Annotated in this window: 19 protein-coding genes; 14 read left to right on the forward strand and 5 right to left on the reverse strand. The window is 32.8% G+C overall.

The genetic code is table 11. The features are described from left to right. Positions 1–18 precede the first annotated feature (18 nt). From bamA to GQ594_RS00660, 9 genes are all read left to right on the forward strand, one after another. The gene (gene bamA / locus GQ594_RS00620; protein WP_160411023.1) at positions 19–2445 is read left to right on the forward strand and encodes an outer membrane protein assembly factor BamA; all 2427 of its coding nucleotides are present in this window, start codon (positions 19–21) and stop codon (positions 2443–2445) included. A gap of 38 nt (positions 2446–2483) precedes the next feature. Next, on the forward strand, positions 2484–2972 hold the full coding sequence (locus tag GQ594_RS00625) for an OmpH family outer membrane protein (protein ID WP_160411024.1): 489 nt from the start codon (positions 2484–2486) through the stop codon (positions 2970–2972). After that, complete coding sequence (lpxD, locus tag GQ594_RS00630) at positions 2972–4000, forward strand: UDP-3-O-(3-hydroxymyristoyl)glucosamine N-acyltransferase (protein WP_160400544.1); 1029 nt, start codon at positions 2972–2974, stop codon at positions 3998–4000. Before GQ594_RS00625 ends, lpxD begins: the two co-directional genes overlap by 1 nt. A 106-nt stretch (positions 4001–4106) precedes the next feature. Beyond that, the gene (gene tig / locus GQ594_RS00635) at positions 4107–5408 is read left to right on the forward strand and encodes a trigger factor (RefSeq protein ID WP_160411025.1); all 1302 of its coding nucleotides are present in this window, start codon (positions 4107–4109) and stop codon (positions 5406–5408) included. A gap of 88 nt (positions 5409–5496) precedes the next feature. After that, a complete protein-coding gene (clpP, locus tag GQ594_RS00640; RefSeq protein ID WP_160411026.1) occupies positions 5497–6099 on the forward strand; it encodes an ATP-dependent Clp endopeptidase proteolytic subunit ClpP in 603 nt (200 codons plus the stop codon). Positions 6100–6117: 18 nt separating this feature from the next. Then, positions 6118–7383, forward strand: a complete 1266-nt coding sequence (gene clpX, locus GQ594_RS00645) for an ATP-dependent protease ATP-binding subunit ClpX (RefSeq protein ID WP_160411027.1) — start codon at positions 6118–6120, stop codon at positions 7381–7383. Positions 7384–7570: 187 nt separating this feature from the next. Further along, positions 7571–10006 (forward strand): endopeptidase La, encoded by a 2436-nt coding sequence (gene lon, locus GQ594_RS00650; RefSeq protein WP_160411028.1) that lies wholly within the window; start codon positions 7571–7573, stop codon positions 10004–10006. 133 nt (positions 10007–10139) lie between these two features. Continuing rightward, positions 10140–12002 (forward strand): SurA N-terminal domain-containing protein, encoded by a 1863-nt coding sequence (locus GQ594_RS00655; protein WP_160411029.1) that lies wholly within the window; start codon positions 10140–10142, stop codon positions 12000–12002. A 153-nt stretch (positions 12003–12155) separates the two neighbouring features. Then, complete coding sequence (locus tag GQ594_RS00660) at positions 12156–12467, forward strand: ComEA family DNA-binding protein (RefSeq protein WP_160411030.1); 312 nt, start codon at positions 12156–12158, stop codon at positions 12465–12467. Between the two features lie 42 nt (positions 12468–12509). Here GQ594_RS00660 and priA read toward each other — a convergent pair whose 3' ends face one another. After that, a complete protein-coding gene (priA, locus tag GQ594_RS00665; protein WP_160411031.1) occupies positions 12510–14678 on the reverse strand; it encodes a primosomal protein N' in 2169 nt (722 codons plus the stop codon). A 202-nt stretch (positions 14679–14880) separates the two neighbouring features. Here priA and moaC point away from each other — a divergent pair, with 202 nt between their 5' ends. The 5 genes from moaC to GQ594_RS00690 all read left to right on the forward strand — a co-directional run bounded on the left by moaC (position 14881) and on the right by GQ594_RS00690 (position 18843). Beyond that, entirely contained in the window at positions 14881–15366 is a 486-nt protein-coding gene (gene moaC, locus GQ594_RS00670; protein ID WP_160411032.1) for a cyclic pyranopterin monophosphate synthase MoaC, read from the forward strand. A gap of 10 nt (positions 15367–15376) precedes the next feature. Continuing rightward, positions 15377–15622 (forward strand): molybdopterin synthase sulfur carrier subunit, encoded by a 246-nt coding sequence (moaD, locus tag GQ594_RS00675; RefSeq protein WP_160400553.1) that lies wholly within the window; start codon positions 15377–15379, stop codon positions 15620–15622. 1 nt (position 15623) lies between these two features. Continuing rightward, positions 15624–16070, forward strand: coding sequence for a molybdopterin synthase catalytic subunit MoaE (moaE, locus tag GQ594_RS00680; RefSeq protein ID WP_160411033.1), 447 nt, complete (start codon positions 15624–15626; stop codon positions 16068–16070). Between the two features lie 59 nt (positions 16071–16129). Further along, complete coding sequence (locus GQ594_RS00685) at positions 16130–16828, forward strand: Bax inhibitor-1/YccA family protein (protein WP_160411034.1); 699 nt, start codon at positions 16130–16132, stop codon at positions 16826–16828. A 170-nt stretch (positions 16829–16998) separates the two neighbouring features. Next, a complete protein-coding gene (locus tag GQ594_RS00690) occupies positions 16999–18843 on the forward strand; it encodes a sulfatase-like hydrolase/transferase (RefSeq protein WP_160411035.1) in 1845 nt (614 codons plus the stop codon). A gap of 59 nt (positions 18844–18902) precedes the next feature. Here the strand turns inward: GQ594_RS00690 and sppA are convergent, their stop codons facing one another. Genes sppA through surA form a run of 4 tightly spaced genes read right to left on the reverse strand, consistent with a single transcriptional unit; the run spans position 18903 to position 23689 of the window. Next, entirely contained in the window at positions 18903–20735 is a 1833-nt protein-coding gene (sppA, locus tag GQ594_RS00695) for a signal peptide peptidase SppA (protein WP_160411036.1), read from the reverse strand. Between the two features lie 27 nt (positions 20736–20762). After that, positions 20763–21581, reverse strand: coding sequence for a bis(5'-nucleosyl)-tetraphosphatase (symmetrical) ApaH (apaH, locus tag GQ594_RS00700; RefSeq protein ID WP_160411037.1), 819 nt, complete (start codon positions 21579–21581; stop codon positions 20763–20765). Positions 21582–21585: 4 nt separating this feature from the next. Then, positions 21586–22383, reverse strand: coding sequence for a 16S rRNA (adenine(1518)-N(6)/adenine(1519)-N(6))-dimethyltransferase RsmA (gene rsmA, locus GQ594_RS00705; protein ID WP_160411038.1), 798 nt, complete (start codon positions 22381–22383; stop codon positions 21586–21588). After that, a complete protein-coding gene (gene surA, locus GQ594_RS00710; protein ID WP_160411039.1) occupies positions 22376–23689 on the reverse strand; it encodes a peptidylprolyl isomerase SurA in 1314 nt (437 codons plus the stop codon). The genes rsmA and surA overlap by 8 nt, the downstream gene beginning before the upstream one ends. Positions 23690–23748: the final 59 nt, after the last annotated feature.

A 23748-nucleotide genomic window follows, 5' to 3' on the forward strand; every position in this document is an offset into this window, starting at 1 on the left:
AGGTTATAAACATTTACGATGAAAATAAATAAATTACTTATAGCATCTTTGCTGTTTAGTACTACAACAGCATTATATAGTTCCAATGCATTTTGTGTTGATGATTTTGTGGTAAAGGATATTAAATTCGAAGGTTTACAGCGTGTGACTGTTGGGGCCGCATTACTTGAAATGCCAGTTCAAGTCGGTGACTATGTTAATGAATCTGACTTAGGTCGTATTGTCAAATCGCTTTATTCTAGTGGTAACTTTGATAATATTACCATTTCTCGTGATGGTGATCGGTTAATTATTCATGTTGAAGAACGTCCTACTATCGCTAGCATCACTTTTTCTGGTAATAAGTCAGTTAAAGATGACATACTTAAGAAAAATTTAGATAGTTCTGGTATTCGTGAAGGTGAAGCATTAGATCGCACTATGCTTTCAGGCATAGAAAAGGGTTTAGAAGATTTTTATTATAGTGTTGGTAAATATAATGCTCAAATTAAAGCGGTTGTAACTCCTCTATCGCGTAATCGTGTTGATTTAAAATTAGTTGTGGCAGAGGGGAAATCGGCGTTAATTGATCAAATTAATATTGTTGGAACTAAAGCTTTTTCATCAGAAGAACTTATTTCGCGGTTTACTTTACGCGATGAAGTACCTTGGTGGAACATGCTTGGCGATCGTAAATACCAAAAGCAAAAGTTAGCTTCAGATTTAGATGAATTGCAGAGTTTTTATTTAAATCGGGGTTACGCTCGTTTTAATATCGAGTCAACACAAGTCAGTTTAACACCAGATAAAAAAGGTATTTACGTTACAATCAATATCCATGAGGGTGAACAGTATAAGTTATCTGAACTTGAATTTGTGGGTAATTTTGCAAATCATAAAGATGCAATTGCCAAAATTGCTAATGAAAAAGTAGCAATTGGCGAACTTTATAATGGTAAAAAAATTACTGAAATTGAAGATAACATTAAGCGTTTATTGGCTAATTTTGGTTATGCATATCCTAAAGTTTCAATTCAACCAGAAATGGATGATGCAGCAAATACAGTTAAATTAGTTATCTTTGTTGATGTGGGTGAACGTTTTTATGTCCGTAATATTAAAATAGTAGGTAATACAGTAACAAGCGAAAGTGTAATCCGCCGTGAACTTCGGCAAATGGAAGGTGCTTGGTTAAGTAATGGATTAGTTGAGTTAGGAAAAGAACGTTTAAGTAGACTTGGATTCTTTGATACTGTTGAAGCCGATACTGAGCGTGTGTCAGGTGTGGATGATCAAGTTGATGTTATTTATAAAGTAGCTGAACGTAATACAGGTAGTATTAAATTTGGTGTTGGTATTGGTTCTGATAGTGGTGTTAGCTTTAATGCAGGTATTTCTCAAGACAACTGGTTAGGTACTGGTAATAGTGTTTCATTTGATGTTAACACAACTGATACCGATAAAACTGCATCTATTTCTATTGTTAATCCTTATTTTACCGTTGATGGGGTAAGCTTAGGAGGTAGTGTTTACTATAATACCTATAAAAATGACGATAAAGATGATGAATCAGAATACTCAAGTAAAACATGGGGGGCATCAGTAGATTTCGGCTTCCCAATTAGTGAAAATAATTTTGTTCGTTTTGGTTCAGAATTTGCTAACCATAATTTATCTGATATGAAACCTCAGTATAGTATGTGGCGCTATTTTGATTCTATGGGTAAAAACATGAAAAATAAGCATTCATTTACTTATGATACAAATGATTTATTATTAAATGCTTATTGGACATATAATTCTTTAGATCGTGGTTTTTTTCCAACTGAGGGATTAAAAATGACCGCGAGTGCCAAAGTTACTGCACCAGTATTTGATAATCGATTCTATAAACTAGTCTCAGATGCATCATACTATTACCCAATTGATAATGATCATAATTGGATCTTTTTAACTCGCACTCGATTCGGCTATGGGGGAGGTTTTGGTGGTAAAGAATTACCATTTTATGAAAATTTTTATGCTGGTGGCGCATCGGTACTACGTGGTTTTAAATCAAATACTGTTGGACCTAAAGCTGTATATTTCAATAAAACAGGTGTTTGTGATAACTTAGATAATACATTTGGATGCACAAAATCAAAAGATGCCATAGGTGGTAATGCCATTGCTTTTGTTAGTACAGAGCTAATTGTTCCAACTCCGTTTGCTGGAGAAAAGTACGCTGACAATCTAAGAACATCTTTCTTTTTTGATGCTGGTACTGTATGGGATACCGAGTGGAATTTAAAGGGACGTGATATTCCCGACTATAGCTCTCCATCGGATGTTAGGATGTCGGCTGGTCTTGCTGTGCAGTGGATGTCGCCATTAGGTCCTTTGGTCTTTTCATATGCTCATCCATTAAAGAAATATGATGGAGATTCATCTCAGCAGTTCCAGTTTAATATAGGTTCAACGTGGTAATTCCATGTTATAAATAAAAAAACACATAGGTGGTTAAAGTGAAAAAAATTATATCTATTCTTGCAGTTAGTATTACATTACTTGTCGCTGGTTTTGCAAATGCTGAAGTTAAAATTGGAGTGGTTGATGTTATGGCAGTATTGCAGCGTATGCCTCAACGTGAATCAGTTGGTAAGGCTTTGGATAACGAATTTGAAGCAAGAGCTAAATCATTACAAGAAGAAGAAAAGAAAGCGGGTGAAGCTGCTGCACGCTTAAAGAAGGATGGTTTAACATTGTCTTCTTCTGAAAAATCTAAATTAAATAAAATGATTTCTGATTTTGAAAATAAAGCTAAAGCGTTTTCTGCAGACTATCGCAAACGTGAAGGTGAAGAAGCAGGAAAATTACTAACTAAAATCCAAGAAGCTGTTAAAGATATTGTCGAAACAGAAAAATACGACATTATTTTAAAGGCTGAAGCTACATTATCTGCTTCGAATGCAGTTGATATTTCAGATAAAGTATTGGAAAAGGTTAAAAAATAATGTTGGCTTGTCGTTTAGAGCAACTAGCTAAGCATCTTGATGCAAAATTACATGGTGACGGTGATTTAACTATCACCGGTATAGCATCAATGAAAAATGCTGTATCTGGGCAGATTACTTTTTTGTCTGATAAAAAATTACAAAATCATTTATTAGAATGCAAAGCTTCTGCTGTAGTGATGACAGAAGATACTCTTAAAGATTGGCATGGTGCGGCGCTTATTGTAAAAGATCCATATCTTGCATACGCAAAATTAGCCAAACTTCTTGATACTACTCCAGAACCGGCCAAAGGCATTAGTACATCAGCAGTGATTGATTCTACTGTACTGTTAGGCTGTAATGTATCTATTGGTGCTAACGCAGTGATTGAAAGTGGTGTAGTATTAGGCGATAATTGTATTATTGGTGCTGGCTGTTTTGTTGGTAAAAATACAAAAATTGGTGCTAGTACAAAATTATGGGCTAATGTTTCTATTTACCATAATTGTATTATTGGTGAAAATTGCTTAATCCAATCTGGAACTGTAATTGGGGCAGATGGGTTCGGTTATGCTAATGATAAAGGTAAGTGGGTCAAAATTCCCCAGTTAGGTCGTGTTGTTATTGGAGATAATGTTGAAATTGGTGCATCAACAACAATCGATCGCGGTGCTCTTGATGATACTATTATTGGAAATGGCGTTATTATTGATAATCAATGTCAGATTGCTCATAACGATATTATTGGGGATCATACAGCTGTTGCTGGTGGTGTTATTATGGCTGGGAGTTTGACTATTGGTCGTCATTGTTTGATTGGTGGTGCTAGTGTTATTAATGGACATATGGAGATATGTGATAAAGTTACTGTAACAGGTATGGGAATGGTTATGCGTCCAATTACACAACCAGGTGTTTATTCATCAGGTATTCCATTACAAGAAAATAAGGTATGGCGAAAAACAGCTTCATTGGTTTTACATATTGATGAAATGAATAAGCGTTTGAAAGCGCTTGAGAAGAAACAATTAAATGTCTCGACGTAGACGATTACGGTCGGTATAATGCATGCCTATTTTTTAATTTTCTAGCTCAGTTATCGTTTTTATATAATTATGGGCAGATGATATTCAATAATTTCGAGGTATAAAGATGCAAGTTTCGGTAGAAACAACACAAGGGTTAGGTCGACGTTTATCAATTACAATTAAAGCAGAGGATATCACAAAAGCGGTTGATAAAGAACTTATTAATACCGCCAAAAAAGTGCGTATTGATGGTTTTCGTAAAGGGAAAGTTCCTTTAAAAATTGTTGAGCAACGTTATGGAGCTTCTATTTTGCAAGATGCATTAAGTGATTTAATGCAACGAAATTTTGTTGAAGCAATTATTCAAGAAAAATTAAATCCGGCAGGCGTCCCTACTTATACTCCACAAGAATATAAAAATGGTGAAGATTATACTTTCACTGTTGAATTTGAAGTCTATCCAGAAATCAAAGTTGAAAATTTAGATAAAATTGAAGTTGAAAAACCGGTTGCAGAAGTTGCAGATGCTGATGTTGAAACAATGATCGATACTTTACGTAAACAACAAGGTACTTGGAAAATAGTTGATGAAGTAGCGAAAGAGCAGAATCGTGTAACGTTAGATTTTTTAGGTAAAGTTGATGGTGTTGAATTTGAAGGTGGTAAAGCGGATGATTTTGCATTAGTGTTAGGACAAGGTCGAATGATTCCTGGATTTGAAGATGCCATTATTGGTCATAAAACAGGTGATCAGTTTGATATCAATGTGACTTTCCCTGCAGACTATCATGCTGAAAATTTAAAAGGTAAACCAGCCATATTTGCGGCAACACTAAAAAAAGTTGAAGAACTTGAATTACCAGAACTTACTGAAAAAGTTATTAAACGCTTTGGTATTGTTGATGGTAGTATTGAAAGTCTACGAGCAGAAGTTCGTAAGAATATGACTAGAGAACTAAATACGACAATCCGTAATAAAATTAAAGTACAAGCTATTGATGGTTTAGTTAAAAATAATGAAATTGATATACCTAGCGCATTAGTTGACCGCGAAGTTGACGTATTACGCCAACAAGCAGTATCTCGTTTTGGCGGTAATGTAAAACAAAATATAGAGTTACCGAAAGAATTATTTGAAGCTGAGGCTAAAAAACGAGTTGCTACCGGTTTACTGTTTAGTGAAATAATTGAAAGTAATAAATTAACTGCAGATGAATCTCGTGTTCAGGCATTAATTGACGAAATTGCAACTGCATATGAAGATCCGAAAGAAGTTTTAGAATATTATCGTAAAGATAAAAAAGCAATGGATAATATTCGATCTGTAGCACTAGAGGATCAAGTTGTTGATCTATTATTAGCTAGCGCAAAAGTAACAGAAAAGAATTATTCATTTTCTGAATTAATGAATCAGCAAATAGCCTAATTCATTTGCTATTTAATTTTAAAAAATTGCTTTAAAGCCCAAATAAGGATTGTCTGTTTGGGCTATTTTATTTAATTAGGAGATAAAAATGCCTTTAGAATCATATATGGGTGTTATTCCAATGGTTGTTGAGCAAAGCTCTCGCGGTGAACGAGCTTATGATATTTACTCACGATTATTAAAAGAACGAGTTATATTTTTGACAGGGCAGGTCGAAGATAATATGGCAAATCTTATTATTGCTCAAATGCTATTTCTAGAAGCTGAAAATCCTGATAAAGATATCTATTTGTATATTAATTCACCTGGCGGTGTTGTGACAGCAGGTATGGCTATTTATGACACAATGCAATTTATAAAACCAGATGTTAGTACAATTTGTTTAGGGCAAGCGTGTTCAATGGGATCACTGCTTTTAACAGCGGGAACTAAAGGTAAACGTTATTGTTTACCCAATGCTCGAGTAATGATTCATCAGCCTTTAGGTGGTTTTCAAGGACAAGCGTCTGATATTCAAATACATGCACAAGAAATTTTACAGGTAAAACAGCGATTAAATAATATTTTAGCAATACACACAGGTCAAGATATCAGTGTGATTGAAAAAGATACAGATCGTGACAATTTCATGTCTGCGGATAAAGCTGTTGAATATGGTTTAGTTGATGCCATATATAGCAAAAGATCTTAATATTAGGTAGGTAAAAAAGTGAATAAAGAAAATTCAGAAAAATTACTCTATTGTACTTTTTGTGGTAAAAGCGAGCATGAAGTTCGTAAACTTATTGCTGGACCATCATCTATTTATATTTGTAATGAGTGTATAGGATTGTGTAATGATATCTTAAAAGAAGAAACGAAAAGTTTTCTTTCTCATGAAGAGTTTATCAATAAACCATTGCCCACACCACATGAAATTAGAGAGCATCTTGATGAGTATGTAATTGGCCAAGATCGTGCAAAGAAAGTTTTATCTGTTGCTGTTTATAATCATTATAAACGATTACGCACTTCTGCAAGTCGCAGAGATGTTGAATTAGGAAAAAGTAATATTTTACTTATAGGTCCTACAGGTAGCGGTAAAACGTTATTAGCCGAAACTTTAGCTCGTTTTTTAGATGTTCCTTTTGCAATGGCAGATGCAACAACATTAACTGAGGCAGGTTATGTTGGTGAAGATGTAGAAAATATTATTCAAAAACTATTACAGAATTGTGATTATGATGTTGAAAAAGCACAACGAGGTATTATTTACGTCGATGAAATTGATAAAATTTCACGAAAATCTGATAATCCCTCTATCACTAGAGATGTATCAGGCGAGGGAGTTCAACAGGCTTTATTGAAAATTGTAGAAGGAACTATTGCTTCGGTTCCACCGAAAGGGGGACGGAAACATCCTCAGCAAGAGTTTTTACAAGTTGATACTTCAAAAATTCTGTTTATTTGTGGTGGAGCATTTAGTGGCCTAGATAAAGTCATTGAAAATCGAGTGTCGGCTAATACTGGAATAGGTTTTGGTGCTGATGTAAAAAGTATTAAAAATAAAATTTCTGAATCCGAATTGTTAGCGCAAATTGAAGCAGAAGACTTGGTCAAGTTTGGATTAATTCCAGAGTTTATCGGAAGATTGCCCGTTATTGGCACATTATCCGAACTTGATAAAAATGCCTTAATTAATATTCTAACTCAGCCTAAAAATGCTTTAACTAAGCAGTTCCAAATTTTGATTGAGTTAGATGGTGTTGAACTTGAGTTTACCAAAGAAGCTTTGGATGCTATTGCTATAAAAGCTATGCAACGTAAAACAGGAGCTCGGGGGTTACGTTCAATTGTAGAAAATATATTATTAGATACAATGTATGACTTGCCATCAATGAAATCTATTAAAAAAGTTATTGTAGATAAAGAGACTGTAGAATGTTCTCAAGCACCGAAATTAGTGCTTCGTGAGAGTTCTGAATTATCTGCTTGAAATATAAACTTGCCATCATAAATATGGTGGTAAGAACTTTGACCTCAAATTAATACTGAAATAAAGTTTCTTAATATTGTCAAGATGCTACAAAAATGATGTATATTTAAATCAAAGAAAATAGGCTTGAATATCCAAAAACGAACCCAATATTTACCTGATAGGTTGTACTACTAGAGAGAATAAAATGAATATAAAACGAACTAAACATATGATTATGCCTATTTTACCATTACGTGATGTTATTGTATTTCCTCATATGGTAATTCCTCTCTTTGTTGGTCGAAGTAAATCAATAAGTTGTCTAGAAAGTGCAATGGATATGAATAAACAAGTTTTTCTTGTAACTCAAAGAGATCCTTCTTTAGATGATCCTGATATAGATGATTTATATGAAGTCGGAACTGTAGCTAATGTTTTACAGTTACTTCAATTGCCTGATGGAACTGTAAAGGTTCTTGTTGAAGGTGTTCAGCGAGCAAAAATGGTTGATGTTGCTGTGCAGGAAAAGAAGGAATTTTTTATTGCAAAAGTTAAGCCATTAAGCGAAGTCAAAAAGGCTGAAGATATAAGTGAAGCTATGATTCGCTTAACGTTGTCTAACTTTGATGAATACTCAAGACTTAATAAAAAAGTAACTCAAGAGGTTGTCGATACTATCCGTTTAGTAAAAGAACCATCTCGTTTGGCTGATTCTATTGCTGCTACACTCTTTCTAAGAGTTGAACAAAAACAAGAAATTTTAGTAACGGCTAATCTTGTCAAACGCTTTGAATTACTGATTTCACTGATGGAATCAGAAATTGATTTATTACAAGTTGAAAAGAATATTAGACAAAGAGTTAAACAGCAAATGGAAAAAGCTCAAAAAGAATATTACCTTAATGAGCAAATTAAAGCTATTCATAAGGAATTAGGCGATATAGATAATAAACCCGATGAATATGAAGAGTTAAAAGATAAAATTACTAAAGCTAAAATGCCAAAAGATGCTGCGGATAAAGCATTAACAGAATTAAATAAACTAAAAATGATGCCAGCAATGTCTGCTGAAGCTACAGTTGTTAGAAGCTATATTGATTGGATGATTCAAGTTCCTTGGTATAAATGTAGTAAAACTAAAAAAGGTATTGAAGATGCACAAAAAGTTTTAGATAAAGATCATTATGGACTTGAACGTGTAAAGGATAGAATTTTAGAGTATTTGGCTGTTCAGGGACGAGTCAATAAAGTTAAAGGGCCTATTTTATGTTTAGTTGGACCACCGGGAGTGGGGAAAACATCGCTAGGTCAATCTATAGCCAAAGCAACAGGACGCCAGTATATTCGTATGGCTTTAGGAGGAGTGCGTGATGAGGCTGAAATTCGAGGGCATAGGCGTACTTACATTGGTTCAATGCCAGGAAAACTAATTCAACGAATGGCAAAAGTAGGTGTTAAAAATCCATTATTTTTATTAGATGAAATTGATAAAATGTCGTCGGATATGCGTGGAGATCCTGCATCTGCATTATTAGAAGTACTTGATCCAGAGCAAAATAATGCTTTTAATGATCATTATTTAGAAGTTGACTATGATTTATCAGATGTTATGTTTGTTGCAACGGCCAATTCTATGAATATTCCTGCACCTCTGTTAGATAGAATGGAAGTTATTCGTCTTTCTGGTTACACTGAAGACGAAAAGTTGAATATAGCTAAACAACATTTAATTACTAAGCAAATAGAAAATAGTGGCTTAAAATCAAAAGAAATTAGTATTGATGATTCAGCTATTATTGCTATCATTCGTTATTATACTCGTGAAGCAGGTGTTCGAGGCCTAGAAAGAGAAATTGCAAAAATTTGTCGTAAAGTTGTTAAAAAACTAGCATTAGATAGTAAATTGAAAAAAGTAATAGTGACACAAGATAACCTAAAAGATTTCTTGGGGATACAACGTTTTGATTATGGTAAAACGGATAATGAAAACCGTATCGGACAGGTAATCGGTCTTGCGTGGACAGAGGTGGGTGGCGACTTGCTTACTATTGAATCTGTAAGTGTATTAGGTAAAGGAAAACTAACCTATACAGGTTCATTAGGTGATGTTATGCAAGAGTCAATTCAAACGGCATTGACAGTTGTTCGATCTTGTGCAGAAAAGTTGGGTATTGATAGTGATTTTTATGAGAAACGTGATATTCATGTGCATGTTCCCGATGGTGCAACTCCCAAAGATGGTCCAAGTGCAGGTATTGCAATGTGTACTTCATTGATATCAACATTAACGGGTAATCCTGTTCGTTCTGATGTTGCTATGACTGGTGAAATAACATTACGGGGTGAAGTTTTACCTATTGGTGGACTAAAAGAGAAGTTATTGGCAGCGCATCGAGGTGGAATTAAAACTGTATTAATTCCAATGGATAATGTTAAAGACTTAGAAGATATCCCCGATAATGTGAAATCTGAAGTCGATATACATCCAGTAAAATGGATTGATGAGGTGTTATCCATTGCTCTACAAAACAATCCATTTGGCATTGAACCTATGGCTAAAAAAACAAAATTAAAGCAACCAGCTAAAAAGTCTATTAAGAAATTAAAAAGTAGCGTTAGGAGCACTGCAAGCTTAAATTAATCATTTTTTAATTGGAAAAGAGATCAACTTAATGTTGATCTTTTTTTAGACTTAATATTCTGACAATAGCCAATTTGGTTAAATATGCTATACTTCCAAAATTAAACATTAGGTATACGGAGAATCGTAAGAAATGATGGAAACGATCCGAACAGCAGCAAATAATATTGCTGTTAAGATTATTTTTGCAATAATTATTTTATGTTTTATTTTTACTGGCGTTGGATTTTTAGGTTTTGGTAATGGCAATAATAGTGCAGGTGATCAGCAACGATATATTGCGAAAGTTGATGGTGAAGGCATTAGTAGAGCTGAATTTGAAGCTCAAGCGAGAACTGTAACTGATAAAGCTGGTGGTAATAGTGCTTTTATTAAGCAATTACGCCGTAATGTGCTATCTTATCAAATAGATAATTATTTAGCATATAAATTTTCACAGGAGACTGGTGCTGTCATTAGTAGTGAACAAATTAAAAAATTTATTATAAAACAAAAGGAATTTTTTAAGAATGGTAAGTTTGATAACCAAAGCTATTTGAGTCTTCTTGCTGAAAATGGTTTTACGCCAGATAGTTATGCTGAAATTATAAAAACTGTATTACAGCAACAACAGGTTATTGATGCGCTAACTAATAGTAGTTTTGTTTTGCCAGTTGATTCAGAAATATCTTCACTTAAAAATCAAACTAGAAGTATATATGCTGTTTCAGTTGATACCTCCGCAAGTAATGTTGATGGGGAACATATAACGCTCGAAGACGAAAAAAAATATTATGAAGAAAATTTAAAAGAGTTTTTTAAAAAGGAACGAGTAAAAGTAAAATACATTCTGAGTTCAGAAAATGCATTAGCGAAAAATATTAACATTACTAAAGACGAAATCAGAAATGAGTATGATAAAAATATTAGTGCTTATTCATATCCAGCTAAAAAAGCTTATAGTGTAATTTTTATCTCTAATAAAGAGCAAGCTAATAAGGTTTATAAAGATCTTTCTTCTGGCGCTGATTTTGAAGGCTTTGTTAAGGCTTTTAACCAAAATAATGCTGTTTCTCCATATGGTCAAAATGGTTCATTGGGTTGGTTTGCTGATGATGATTCTTTACCGCAAGTCTTTAAAGATGCTAAATTGAAAAAAGCAGGAGCAATTTCATCACCAATAATTGTTGACGGCGGTTATGTAATAGTGAAATTGGATAATATACAACCTAGAAAAGTTATGGATTATGATTATGCAAAATATCAAATTAATTCAAAACTTACTAAACAAAGAATACAACAAGCTTTAGATGTAGAAGAAAATAAAATTAAAACTGCATTGAGTGATTCGCCTAAGACTATTGAGGAGCTTGCAAATAAAGTTGGTCTTGATGTAATTGTTTCGGATTGGATCACTTATAATGATAAGTTTTCACTTGCTTATTACCCAGAAGTTAGAGATGTAGTTTTTAGTGAAGACATGATAGTTGATGATAAAGCAACGAACAAAATATCTGATTTAATATATGCTGACAGAAATAATGAAAAATATAATTTTGTTGTGCAAACTGTTGATTATCGACCTGAAGGTATAGCCCCATTTGATGAAGTTAAAGATGAAATCCATAAAAAAATCTTTAATAAAATGGCTCAAAACCAATTTAAGTCAACTGTTGATGATATATTAACTCAGTTAAAGGAAACTGGATATGCTAAAAATATACAGTTTACTAAAAAATATACTTTGAATCGTAATTCAAAAGAGTTAGATAAAAAAGTTATTAATATGGTTTTTAATTTAAATCCTTCAGTAAGTGGAAAGCGTATTTATGGTGTGGAGTTTTTAGATGATAAAAGTGCTACTATTGTTGTATTAACTAAAGTTGATACACCAAAAGAATATGAGAATATTTCTTCTGAGTTGTTACCTTTATTTGTTAATAATACCCATTATTATTTTGCTGAAGATATTCGTTCTAAGGCTAAAATTGAAATTATGCCTGATTCTAATTTGTGATTTGTTTCTCAAAATAATAGCAATAATTGGAAAAAAGAAAAGTCACTTGGGTGACTTTTCTCGTCTTTATAATTTATAAAATTTTTTTATTTGGTTAAGTGAGATAGTTATTACGCAAATTTACTTGCGTAACTATTTTTAGAGGTTAATTAAATGAAAATATTTTCACTATTACTTATTTTATTATCAAGCTTCATTTTTTCAAACATGAGTTTTGCTGATTCGACTGCTATAGCATCCTCACCCGTTAAAAAGGAACAAAAGCAAATTGCTCAGGTAAATATTAATACTGCAACAGCAGAAGAATTATCAAAAGTATTGACTGGAATTGGGGCAAATAAAGCCCAGAAAATTATCGAATATCGGGAAAAATTTGGACCTTTTGTTTCTGTTGAGCAGTTAAAAGAAGTTTCAGGGATTGGTCAAGCAACACTAGATAAAAATGCTGGTAAAATAATTTTATAATTTATTATTTCCACCAATTAATATTGGTGGAAATATACTATCCTAATTATCAATAGGATCTACATCAATACTCCATTTCAACTTTGATGTTTCAGTCCATTTATTTATTTCCATTAATAGTTGGTTTAATATTTTCTGTAATTGTTGTCTATTTGTATGTTGAAGCAGTAATTGCCAACGATAGTATCCTGCTTTTTTGGGATGATTTGCTGGCATTGGTCCAAGTTGCCATAGTGTATGGTCATATTGTAGTTTTAACCAATCATAAATATGTTGTAAAAAAGCTGGAGCATAATGATTATTGCGATCTGCTGCACGAATTAATGTTTGGTAACTAAATGGTGGTAGTTGGGTATATTGTCTTTCTTGTAATGTTAGTTTGGCAAATTTTTGATAGCCTTCAGTTAGTAAAACATTAAGTAAAGGATGCTTAGGATGATATGTTTGTAAAATAACTTGCCCTGTTTTAGTTTCACGGCCTGCCCTTCCTGATACCTGTGTATAAATTTGAGCAAATCGCTCAGTTGCTCGAAAGTCACTTGAAAATAAAGCACCATCAACATCGATAATTCCAACTAAAGTGACATCAGGAAAGTGGTGCCCTTTAGCTAAAATTTGGGTACCAATTAAAATGTGTGCACCACCTTGTTGGATACTTTGTAAATAGTTATCTAATGCGCCTTTTTTACTCACTGTATCTCGATCAATGCGACTAATCTTGATATTAGGAAAAAGGATCCCAAGCTGTTGTTCAAGTTGTTCTGTTCCAAATCCAATTGGTATTAAATGGGTGGAACCACATTTTGGACATTGATTGGGAACTGTTCTTGGTGTATCACAATAATGGCATATAAGTTTGTTTTGTTTTTGATGTAATGTATAGGGTCTATCACAACGAGGGCATTCAGCAATCCAACCACAATCATGGCATATTAATAATGGTGAAAACCCTCTACGATTTAAAAATAACATGACCTGATTATTATTAGATAAATGCTTTTTTATTTTCTCAATCAACGGTTGAGATAAACCAGCAGTAAGTACTAACCCACGTAGATCTAAAATCGACTGTTTTGCAAGCGTTGCATTACCAGCCCTTTCAGTTAATTGTAATAAATGGTACTTGTGTTTTTGTGCATTATTGAGTGTCTCAATCGATGGGGTTGCAGAGCCTAAAACAATTGGAATATTATTAAATTTAGCTTGAATAATTGCTAAATCTCGAGCGTGATAGCGCCAACCTTCTTGTTGTTTATAGGAGCTATCGTGTTCTTCATCAATAATAATCATACCTAAGTCTTTAAATGGAGTAAAAAGTGATGAGCGAGTACCGACAACTATAGCATTTTCTCCATTTTTACTTCTTAGCCAAACTGCTAGTCTTTGTTTATCCGTTAATCCTGAATGTAAAATATCAATTGGCGCATTGAACCGTTGTTTAAAACGTTTAATAGTTTGTGGTGTTAATCCAATTTCTGGAACTAGTACTAATGCTTGTTTACCTGTAGCTAATATATTAGATAGTATATTTAGATATACTTCTGTTTTACCCGAGCCAGTCACTCCTTCTAATAAAAATACTTCAAATTGATAGTTTTTTTTGTTGATTGTTTCTATAGCATAGGCCTGTTCTTTATTTAGCTGAATTGAACTAGTATTTGTTGAAAAATTGGTTTGCCATTGAATATTATCTAATTGGCAGCTTACTTGTTCTATCAGATCTTTTTTCTGTAATTCTTTATAAATAGTGTTACTTACGTCATTTTCTGAAAGAGTACTATTTCTGAATGACGATAATAATAATTTTTGTTTCGGAGTCCGTGATAACGATTCTAGATCAATATTTTTTCCCAATTGAGTTAATTGCCATTGTTTTATTTCTTCCTTGATTGCTTTTCTTCCTTGTCGTAATAAAACAGGTATAGAATGGAATAGAACTTCGCCAATAGGATAATGGTAATAACTAGCAGCCCAGTTTAATAACCGCCAAATAGAAGGTGTAAAAACAGGTTCAGTATCAATGACACTTGTAATCGTTTTTAAGCTTTTAATATCAAATTCGGTTTTTTCGTCAATATTAACAATAATTCCTATTGCGTCACGTTTACCGAAAGGAACTTTAACCCGCATTCCAACTTGAGCAGGTTTAGTTAATTGATAATCAAATATTTGGTAAAGTGGTACAGGTAAGGCTATATGAGCGATAAGCATTAAAAAATCACAGATATTATAATTTATATAAAACTATATTGTACGCAGTTTTTACATAACCCGCAAAAGTTATAAAAACAATCTAGTTTTTATCCATCTATATTTATTACATTAATAGCCTAAAAAGGATTAGTAGTAACTATTAATAAAATTTGCTATCTTGGTAAAAATTGATGATTAATAAAATGTTAAGGATTAAAGGATGAGTGAATCATTTTCGCATATTAATCAGCGAGGTGAAGCCTACATGGTTGATGTCTCAGAAAAACTAATAACAACACGAGAAGCAAGAGCTGAGTCATTAGTTTTAATGAATGCTGGAACACTGAAGATGATTATTGAGGGTAAACATCATAAAGGCGATGTTTTTGCAACGGCAAGGATTGCTGGGATTCAAGCAGCTAAAAAGACTTGGGAGCTTATTCCGCTTTGTCATCCTCTTTTTTTAAGTAAAATTGAAATTAACATTGAAGTAGATAAAATAAAAAATTGTGTTCAAGTCCAATCATTTTGTCGCTTGAATGGACAAACTGGTGTTGAAATGGAGGCAATGGTTGCTGCATCTGTTGCAGCCTTGACTATTTATGATATGTGTAAAGCTGTTCAAAGAGATATAGTGATCTCCCAAGTAAGATTGTTGACGAAAAGTGGTGGTAAGTCAGGTGACTTTATTGCCCAAAAGGTTTAATAGATAGAAGATGAATAAAATTATTTTTTTCGCTCAAATTAGAGAATTAGTTGGGGCTGAGTGTGTTATGTTAGATGCTAATCAACTTTCAGTTTCTTGCCTTATTGAACAGTTAAGTAAACGTGGTGATCAATGGTTATTAGCGTTCAAAGAAAGTTCAGTTCTATGTGCTATAAATCAAACATTGGTTGATTTTAATTATATTGTGCAAGAAGGTGACGAGATTGCATTTTTTCCTCCTGTAACTGGTGGATAATATGATGGATCTTATTAAAGTTAGTGAGCAGTCGATTGATATTAATAAGCTAAATGATTGGCTTTCACAATTGCCACAAGATGGTGCCGTTGTTACTTTTGTGGGGAAAGTTCGTAGTATTGAAAATCAAACAATAAACCTGTTTTTAGAACACTATGCAGGAATGACTGAAAAAGTTTTAGCCAAGATTGCCGATCAAGCTAGAGAAAGATGGCAATTAAGTCGAATTGCAATAATTCATCGAATAGGAGAAATTAATACGAATGAACAAATTGTCTTTGTGGGAGCGAGTAGTGCTCATCGTTCAGATGCGTTTGCAGCGGTAGAATTCATCATGGACATATTAAAGAGCGAAGCACCTTTTTGGAAGAAAGAAAGAACTCCTCAAGGAGAAAGGTGGGTTGAAGCAAAAAAAACAGATAAAGAAGCATTGAAAAAATGGTATTAGTATTTATTTAAGATATAATGATATAAATTTATATCATTCTTTTTAATGAGAGGTAATTAATGAAAAATTATACACCTAATGGTTCAGTCATTGAACAATCAGGTAGTCGTATCCAAACATATATGAGTCATGTTTATGGGTGGATGACTGTTGGTTTACTATTAACGGCTTTAGTTGCATGGTATGCATCTACTAGCATAGAACTTTTACAACTATTATACCAAGGTATGTGGGTATTATTGATAGCTCAACTAGGATTGGTTTTTGTCATTTCTGGTTTCATCAACCGTTTATCTGGAGCTGCTGCAACAACATTGTTTATGCTGTATTCAGTTTTAAATGGTTGTACGTTTTCAATCTACTTTATTGTTTATACATCATCTTCTATTGCAAGTGTATTTTTTATCACAGCAGGGATGTTTGCTGCAATGGCATTTTACGGATATACAACAAAACGTGATTTATCAGGTTTTGGCCGTTTCTTGTTTATGGGATTAATTGGTATAGTAATAGCCTCTTTAGTTAATATCTTTATGAAAAGCGAACCGTTAATGTGGGGGATAACTTATATTGGTGTGTTCATTTTTGCTGGGTTAACTGCCTATGATACACAGAAACTAAAAGATTTTGGAGAGCAATTATCATACGATGATCCTAATATGTTTAGACGCTTTGTTATTTTAGGTGCATTAACACTTTATCTTGATTTTATTAACTTATTTATTATGCTTTTAAGAATTTTTGCAGATCGTCGATAATTTCATTTTAATCAGATAAAAGGGCTCTAAATTGAGCCCTTTTTGTTAAAACTTTATTGGAATTGTATTTTTTAAGTACTAGTTTTTTAAAAAACTTCAGCTGAGCAGATGTTTTAATATAAAATGCAGTATAATTCTTATTATATTGAATCAATAATATACTGAAAAATATGAAAAAATTATACTATTTTGTCCTAATTAATCTATTTATTTCATCAATACTAGCAATTCGCTTCTTTGTTGTTCCTGAGGTATCATTTAATTGGCCTAGTGTTGTATTTTCTGTTTTTGCTGTATTGGGGCATTTTTTCTCGGCTTATCTATTACTTTTGATTGTTTGTATACCTTTTCTTTTGTTCAAACAATCTGTTTGTAATATTATTCTCGCTATAATATTTAGCTTTATTCAAATTGGGTTATATGTCGATACGATTGTATTTCAACAGTACCGGTTTCATGTAAATCAGTCTGTTTTATCGATGGTCCTATCTGGTCAGGTTGTCGATTTTTCGATAATTACCTATTTTTTAATGTTCATGCTTATTGTTATTGTATTTTGCGTGGAGTATTTTATTCTTTATTACCTTAACAATAAATTAACTGCATTGCATAAAAAATCAAGAATTGTTTTATTTTCTACAATATTTCTTTTTGGATCATTTTTAATTAGCCATGTGGTGCATATGATTGCTTTTTATTACGCTTATTCGCCAATTATGGTTGTAAAAGAATATATACCTCTTTACCGACCATTTACGTCAAAAAAAATCATGGGTTTTTTTGATGAAAAAGGGCAACGGAAAGTTGTGTATAACAAGGATAATAGCAATGCTAATGTAGATTACCCCAAAAAACAGCTAGAGATCAATCCAGAAAATAAAAAAACTAAGAATATTATGTTTATTGTTTTGGATTCTTGGAGATATGATACGTTTAGTGAAGAAATTTCACCGAATACATTTCGTTTTGTGAAACAAAATAATGGTGTAATTTTTGATAATCATTATTCAACTGGTAATGCAACGCGAACAGGAATTTTTGGGTTGTTTTATGGCATTCCCGGTACATATTGGGATTCATTTTTACGGAATAGTATTCCTTCACTATTTATCACAACACTACAGCAAGAAAGCTATAATATTGGCATTTTTACCTCAGCAAAAGTTACTGCTCCAGAATTTGATAGGACTGCATTTGTTACTATCAAAAATTTAAGAATTAGTAGTAAAAACGGCTCTGCATCTAGTAGAGATAAACAAATTACTGATGATTGGCTTAAATGGTATAAGTTACGCGATGCTTCTAAACCGACATTCTCTTTTTTATTTTATGATGCTCCCCATGCTTATGACTTTCCTGACGATTTTTTAGTGAAATTTAAACCTATTGGTGATCTTAATTATATGACTTTAAATAATGATACCGATCCGTTACCAATCTTTAATCGTTACAAGCAAAGTGTTTATTATGATGATTATCTATTGAAAAATATTTATGATGAACTTGTAAAAACAGGAACATTAGATGATACATTAATAATTATTACCGGTGATCATTCACAAGAAATGAATGACAATAAACTCGGTTTTTGGGGACATAATGGTAATTATACTGATGCACAAACAAAGGTACCTTTTATTATTATTGGTGGAAAAGAGTTAGAGAATCTTGAAAATAATCGTAATAAAATGACTAGTCATGAAGATGTTGTTCCGACCCTAATGAAACATTATTTATATGTAAAAAATGATATAAGTGATTATTCAACAGGTTATGATTTATTTGAACCAATAACTAATCGTAACTGGCTTTTGATGTCTAATTATAGCTCTTATGCAGTGAAAACAAATGATAATATTTATCTTGTGAATAGATTAGGAATTAGTCATTATATGGATTTGCATAATCGTGAGATTAATGAAACCCCGAATTATCAATATATTCAAGAAGCGTTAGATCATATGCGTTATTTTTTCCAATCAGGAAAAAATAGTTTAACAGATAGAAACAATTAGTTATAAATTTAAGAAAAAATCATTATCTACCACCAGGAATGGTAGATAATGATTGTTTATTAATGGATATCTGCACAATTTAGGCAGTAAATATAGCGATTTTGTGGATCGTGAAACTGATGCCATAAAGAAACATGTTGTTGAAGCTGTTTTGCTTCTGGAAGCTGTTCAAAAAATATTTCTGCTGTTGATTTAGGTAACGCCGCTAACATATCTGAATAAAATGCATTAAACCAATTTCCTTGTGGTTTTTGCCAGTCAATTTCATAGTCAGTTAAATTAGCTAATGTTGCTGCGGTTTCAATAGCATCATCAAAATCCCCTAGTTTGTCAACAAGTCCAATTTTACTTGCTTCTGAACCTAGCCAGACTTGACCCTGTCCAATTTTATCAACTTGTTCTGTTGTCATATTTCTTGCTTCTGCTACTAGCGAAATAAAAGTTTGATAACCTTTATCAATATTCATTTGAATTAATTGACTCATTTCGTCAGGTAGATTTTTTGTTGAGGTATTACCAGCTAACGGTGAGGTTGTTACCCCATCACTATAAACTCCTATATGAGATAAAGAGTTTTCAAATGTTGGAATAATACCGAAGATACCGATAGAGCCAGTAATCGTATCTGGGCTTGCAACTATATAGTCTGATGCGGTTGATATCCAGTATCCTCCCGATGCAGCCATCCCTCCCATAGAAATTACAACAGGTATTTGATAACTACGTAGTGCTTCTAGTTCGCTACGAATTGCTTCAGAGGCATCAACGCTTCCTCCTGGACTATTTACTCGTAAAACAACCGCTTGAATGTTGTGTTTGTTTAAGTTTTTACGAATATTCCTTAACTGTTCAACAATGTCTTGGCTACCAGCAATGTTACTATTATTTTCACCATTAGTAATGGTACCATTGACGAAAACAACTGCGATAAGCGGTTTTTGACCATTGTCTTTACCAACAGTTTTTTTATCTTTTGATTTAAGTTGATAATCATAGATACTGACTTCATGTTTATTGTTAAATTCTAATTCATATTGGTAATTAGATGCAATAGCGTCGACTAGTCCATTCGAAATAGCGTATTGAGCCATATTACCATTAGTTGCTTTTAAATTTTCTAACATAACATTTGGTGCTGGAACTAATTGTGTAGCATCCTTTTTTCTTTGTGTAGAAATATCATTAAGATAATCATTCCACATAAGTGTTAACCAGCGTGTCGTATTACTTTTAGCTGCTTCAGACATGTCATTGCGAATAAAAGGTTCAATAGCTGATTTATAAGTTCCCACCCTGAAAACATGTGTATTAATTTTTAAATTATCTAGTAAGGATTTATAGTATAGGTTATTAGCAGCCAGCCCATATACACCAACAGAACCAAGTGGGGTTAAATATATTTTATTAGCATAACTGGCTAGATAATATTGACTTTGATCAAAATTTGAACCGAAAGCATAAATGGGTTTATTTGCTTCGCTAAATTTTTTCAAATATTTGCCGATATATTGTAGTGAACTCATATCTGCGCCAGTAAAATTATCTAATTTAAGAACTATGCTTGTAATATTCGGATCTGTTGTTGCTTGGGCTATTTTTTGCGTTAATTCAAATAAACTGTTTTCGCGAGAAGTATTTACTTTCTTGCCATAAATCTTGTTTTGTAAGGCATAGATTTCATCACTGTAAAGTGTATTATCAACAATAGTCCCTTCAATATCTAAAACTAATTCTCCATATTGTGGAATGATTTCTTTTTTTTGTGCTTCTTTGATTAAAGATATGCAGCTAAAGATTAAAATGATAATAATGAGAAAAATTAAGTTAAGAAATATTTCTCTAATAAAATTAATAACTTTCCATATTGATTTAATAACAGATAGAATAGACATAATAAATGACCTTTTCATAGTTGTATTTTAGTTTTTTATTTCGATAGGTTTCTTTTTAAAATATTTTTTATCTTCAAATCGTAAGCATGTTAGTTTTCCTCCCCAGCAACATCCTGTATCAAGTGCATAAATGTTTTTGGGGGTACCTTTTCCATTTAATGCTGCCCAATGTCCAAAAGCGATACTATATTCGCTTGGGATTTTGCTCGGTAACAGAAACCAAGGTTTCAGTTTTGATGGTGCATGCTCAGGTGATTTTTTATAATAGAAATCTAACCGACCGTCCTCATAGCAAAAACGCATACGAGTTAATGCATTAGCAATATAACGTAGTCTATCTAACCCTTGTAATTCTGGTTGCCATTCATCAGGAAAATTACCATACATTTTATCAAGGAATAGGACATAAGAGTCACTAGATAAAATAACGTTTAAATCATGAGAACATTTTTTCAATGTTTTAAGATCCCATTGCGGTGAAATACCCGCATGAGTCATAATTAGCTTTAATGATTCGTCGATTTGAATCAAAGGTTGCTTACGTAACCAATTTATTAATTCATCAAAATCTGGTGCATGAATGATGTCTTCAAGATTATCTTTTTTTTTCGCAGGTGTTACATTGGCGTAAATAGATAATAAATGTAGGTCATGATTACCCAATACCAATCGAATTTGGTCGTTATTATGTTTGACAAATCTTAGAACTTCTAGTGATTTTGGTCCTCTAGCAACGAGATCCCCAGTTAGCCATAAAGTGTCCGATGACGAAAATTTAGCCTTTTCAAGCAATCGCATAAATTCATCATAACATCCATGAATATCACCAATAAGAAAATTTGCCATAGTTTTATTTCCATGCGTTTGCTAGTTGACAGTATTGTTGTACTGATAGGTTTTCTGCACGTAAATTTGGATCTATATTTAATTCGGCTAATTGTTCTATAGTAAACATATTACTTAGACTATTGCGGATAGTTTTTCTTCTTTGATTAAATGCTTCTGTAGTTAATCGAGAAAGAATTTTTATATCCTTGACTAGATAAGGTTTCTCTTTATATGGTATTAATTTAACTACCGCAGAATCTACCTTTGGCGCAGGCTTAAAAGACGTAGGAGGAACTTCCAATACGGGAATAATTTGACAATAATATTGTGCCATAACACTAAGTCTGCCATAGTTTTTGCTATTAGGAGCCGCTACTAGCCGCGTAACTACTTCCTTTTGTAGCATAAAATGCATATCTGAAATAATATTTGCATGCTCAAATAAATGGAACATCAAAGGTGTTGAGATATTATAGGGTAAGTTACCAAATACTCTCAGTGGCTTTCTTAATTGAACTGCCAATTGATTAAAGTCAAAAGTTAGAGCATCTTGTTTTATAACAGTTAGTTTATTACGTAAAATTGGATTTTCAATTAATCTACCCGCTAGATCTCTATCGATTTCTATAACTGTCAAATGATCAACATATTTACTTATAGGTACTGTTAATGCTGTAAGCCCTGGACCAATTTCAACTAGAGCTTGGTCCTTTTTAGGCTGTATTGCTGCAACAATACTTTCGATAATGTAATCATCATGTAAAAAGTTTTGTCCAAATCTTTTACGAGCAAAGTGTCCTTGATGTACACGATTATTCATGTTTATCTTCACCCGTAATTTTGATATATGCGTCACCTTTTATTTCTTGAATCCATGCTTGGGCTTCTTCAGAAAACTTACGATTAAAAATAAGTCGATAAGCTTGATCCTTTTTCATTGCATTTGTTCCATCTGTTTGTCTTGTATCGATTAATTGAATTAAATGCCAACCATAAGATGATTTTACAGGTTGACTAATTTGACCTTTTTTTAGCTGAGCTAAGCCATTTCTAAATCCATTATCATAAATTTCAGGTCGATTCCAACCCAAATTACCGCCTTTTTCGGCTGATCCTCTATCTTCAGAATTTGCTTTAGCCGCAGCTTCAAAAGTTGTTACACCACTAGTAATTGATTTACGAATATCGTTTAGTTTTTGTTGTGCAATTTTGTCTGTAACTAGGACGTTTGTTTTAACCAAAATATGGCGTGCATTAACTTCTTGAATTGTGATGGTTTTTGGCGCTTCTGAACGAGTATCATCAACTTTTATAATGTGTAAACCAACGCCAGAACGGATTGGACCAATAATACTACCTTTTGGGGCGCGAATTAAACGCTCTTCGAAGAGTGTAGGTAATTCGTTAAGTTTATGCCAGCCCATACTACCACCTTTTAAAGCAAGATCATCGTTTGAATATGAAGTGGCTAATTTAGCAAAATTTTCACCTTTTTGAGCTCGATTGATAATATCTTGAGCTTTATTTAGAGCGCTATCAATTTGTTGTTTAGATGCTTTCTCCGGAATGGAAATCAAAATATGACTAATTTTAACATCAATATTGTTAGTTGGTTGGCGAGCAATATTTTTTGCTAAATTTTCTACTTCTTTTTCTGAAACTTTGATTCTCGGTTTTACTTCGTGCATTCGAGTTTCTTCAATTAACATGTCATTGTGGATTCTTTCTCGATAGGAGCTATAACTGATTCCCATTGTCGACAGTTTGCTTCGAAGTTGATCGATGGTCATACCATTTTCTGCTGCAATTCTATCAATGGCATTGGTTACTTCATCATCACTAACCGTAATTTTAGCTTTAGCTGCTTTCTGTAAAATTAGATTTTCAATAATTAAACGATCAATAATTTGTTTTCTAAGCACTTTATCATCAGGTAGGTTTTTAGAATCGGTGCTTGCTTTAATTGTTTTTAGCATATCATTAACATCACTCTCTAAAATGACATTATTATTAACAATTGCTGCAACTTTTTCGACAATCTTGGGTGCTGCATTAGCAGATAATGGAGTCATAACTCCCAAACTGAAACTTAGACTTAACGCGATAAATAGTTTTAATAATTTCATATTGATTCAACTCATTTTATTGTTGCAGCATTGATAGTCTGCAATAAATTTATCGATAA

The sequence above is a fragment of the Gilliamella sp. Pra-s52 genome, assembly GCF_009795805.1.
Taxonomy (GTDB): Bacteria; Pseudomonadota; Gammaproteobacteria; order Enterobacterales; family Orbaceae; genus Gilliamella.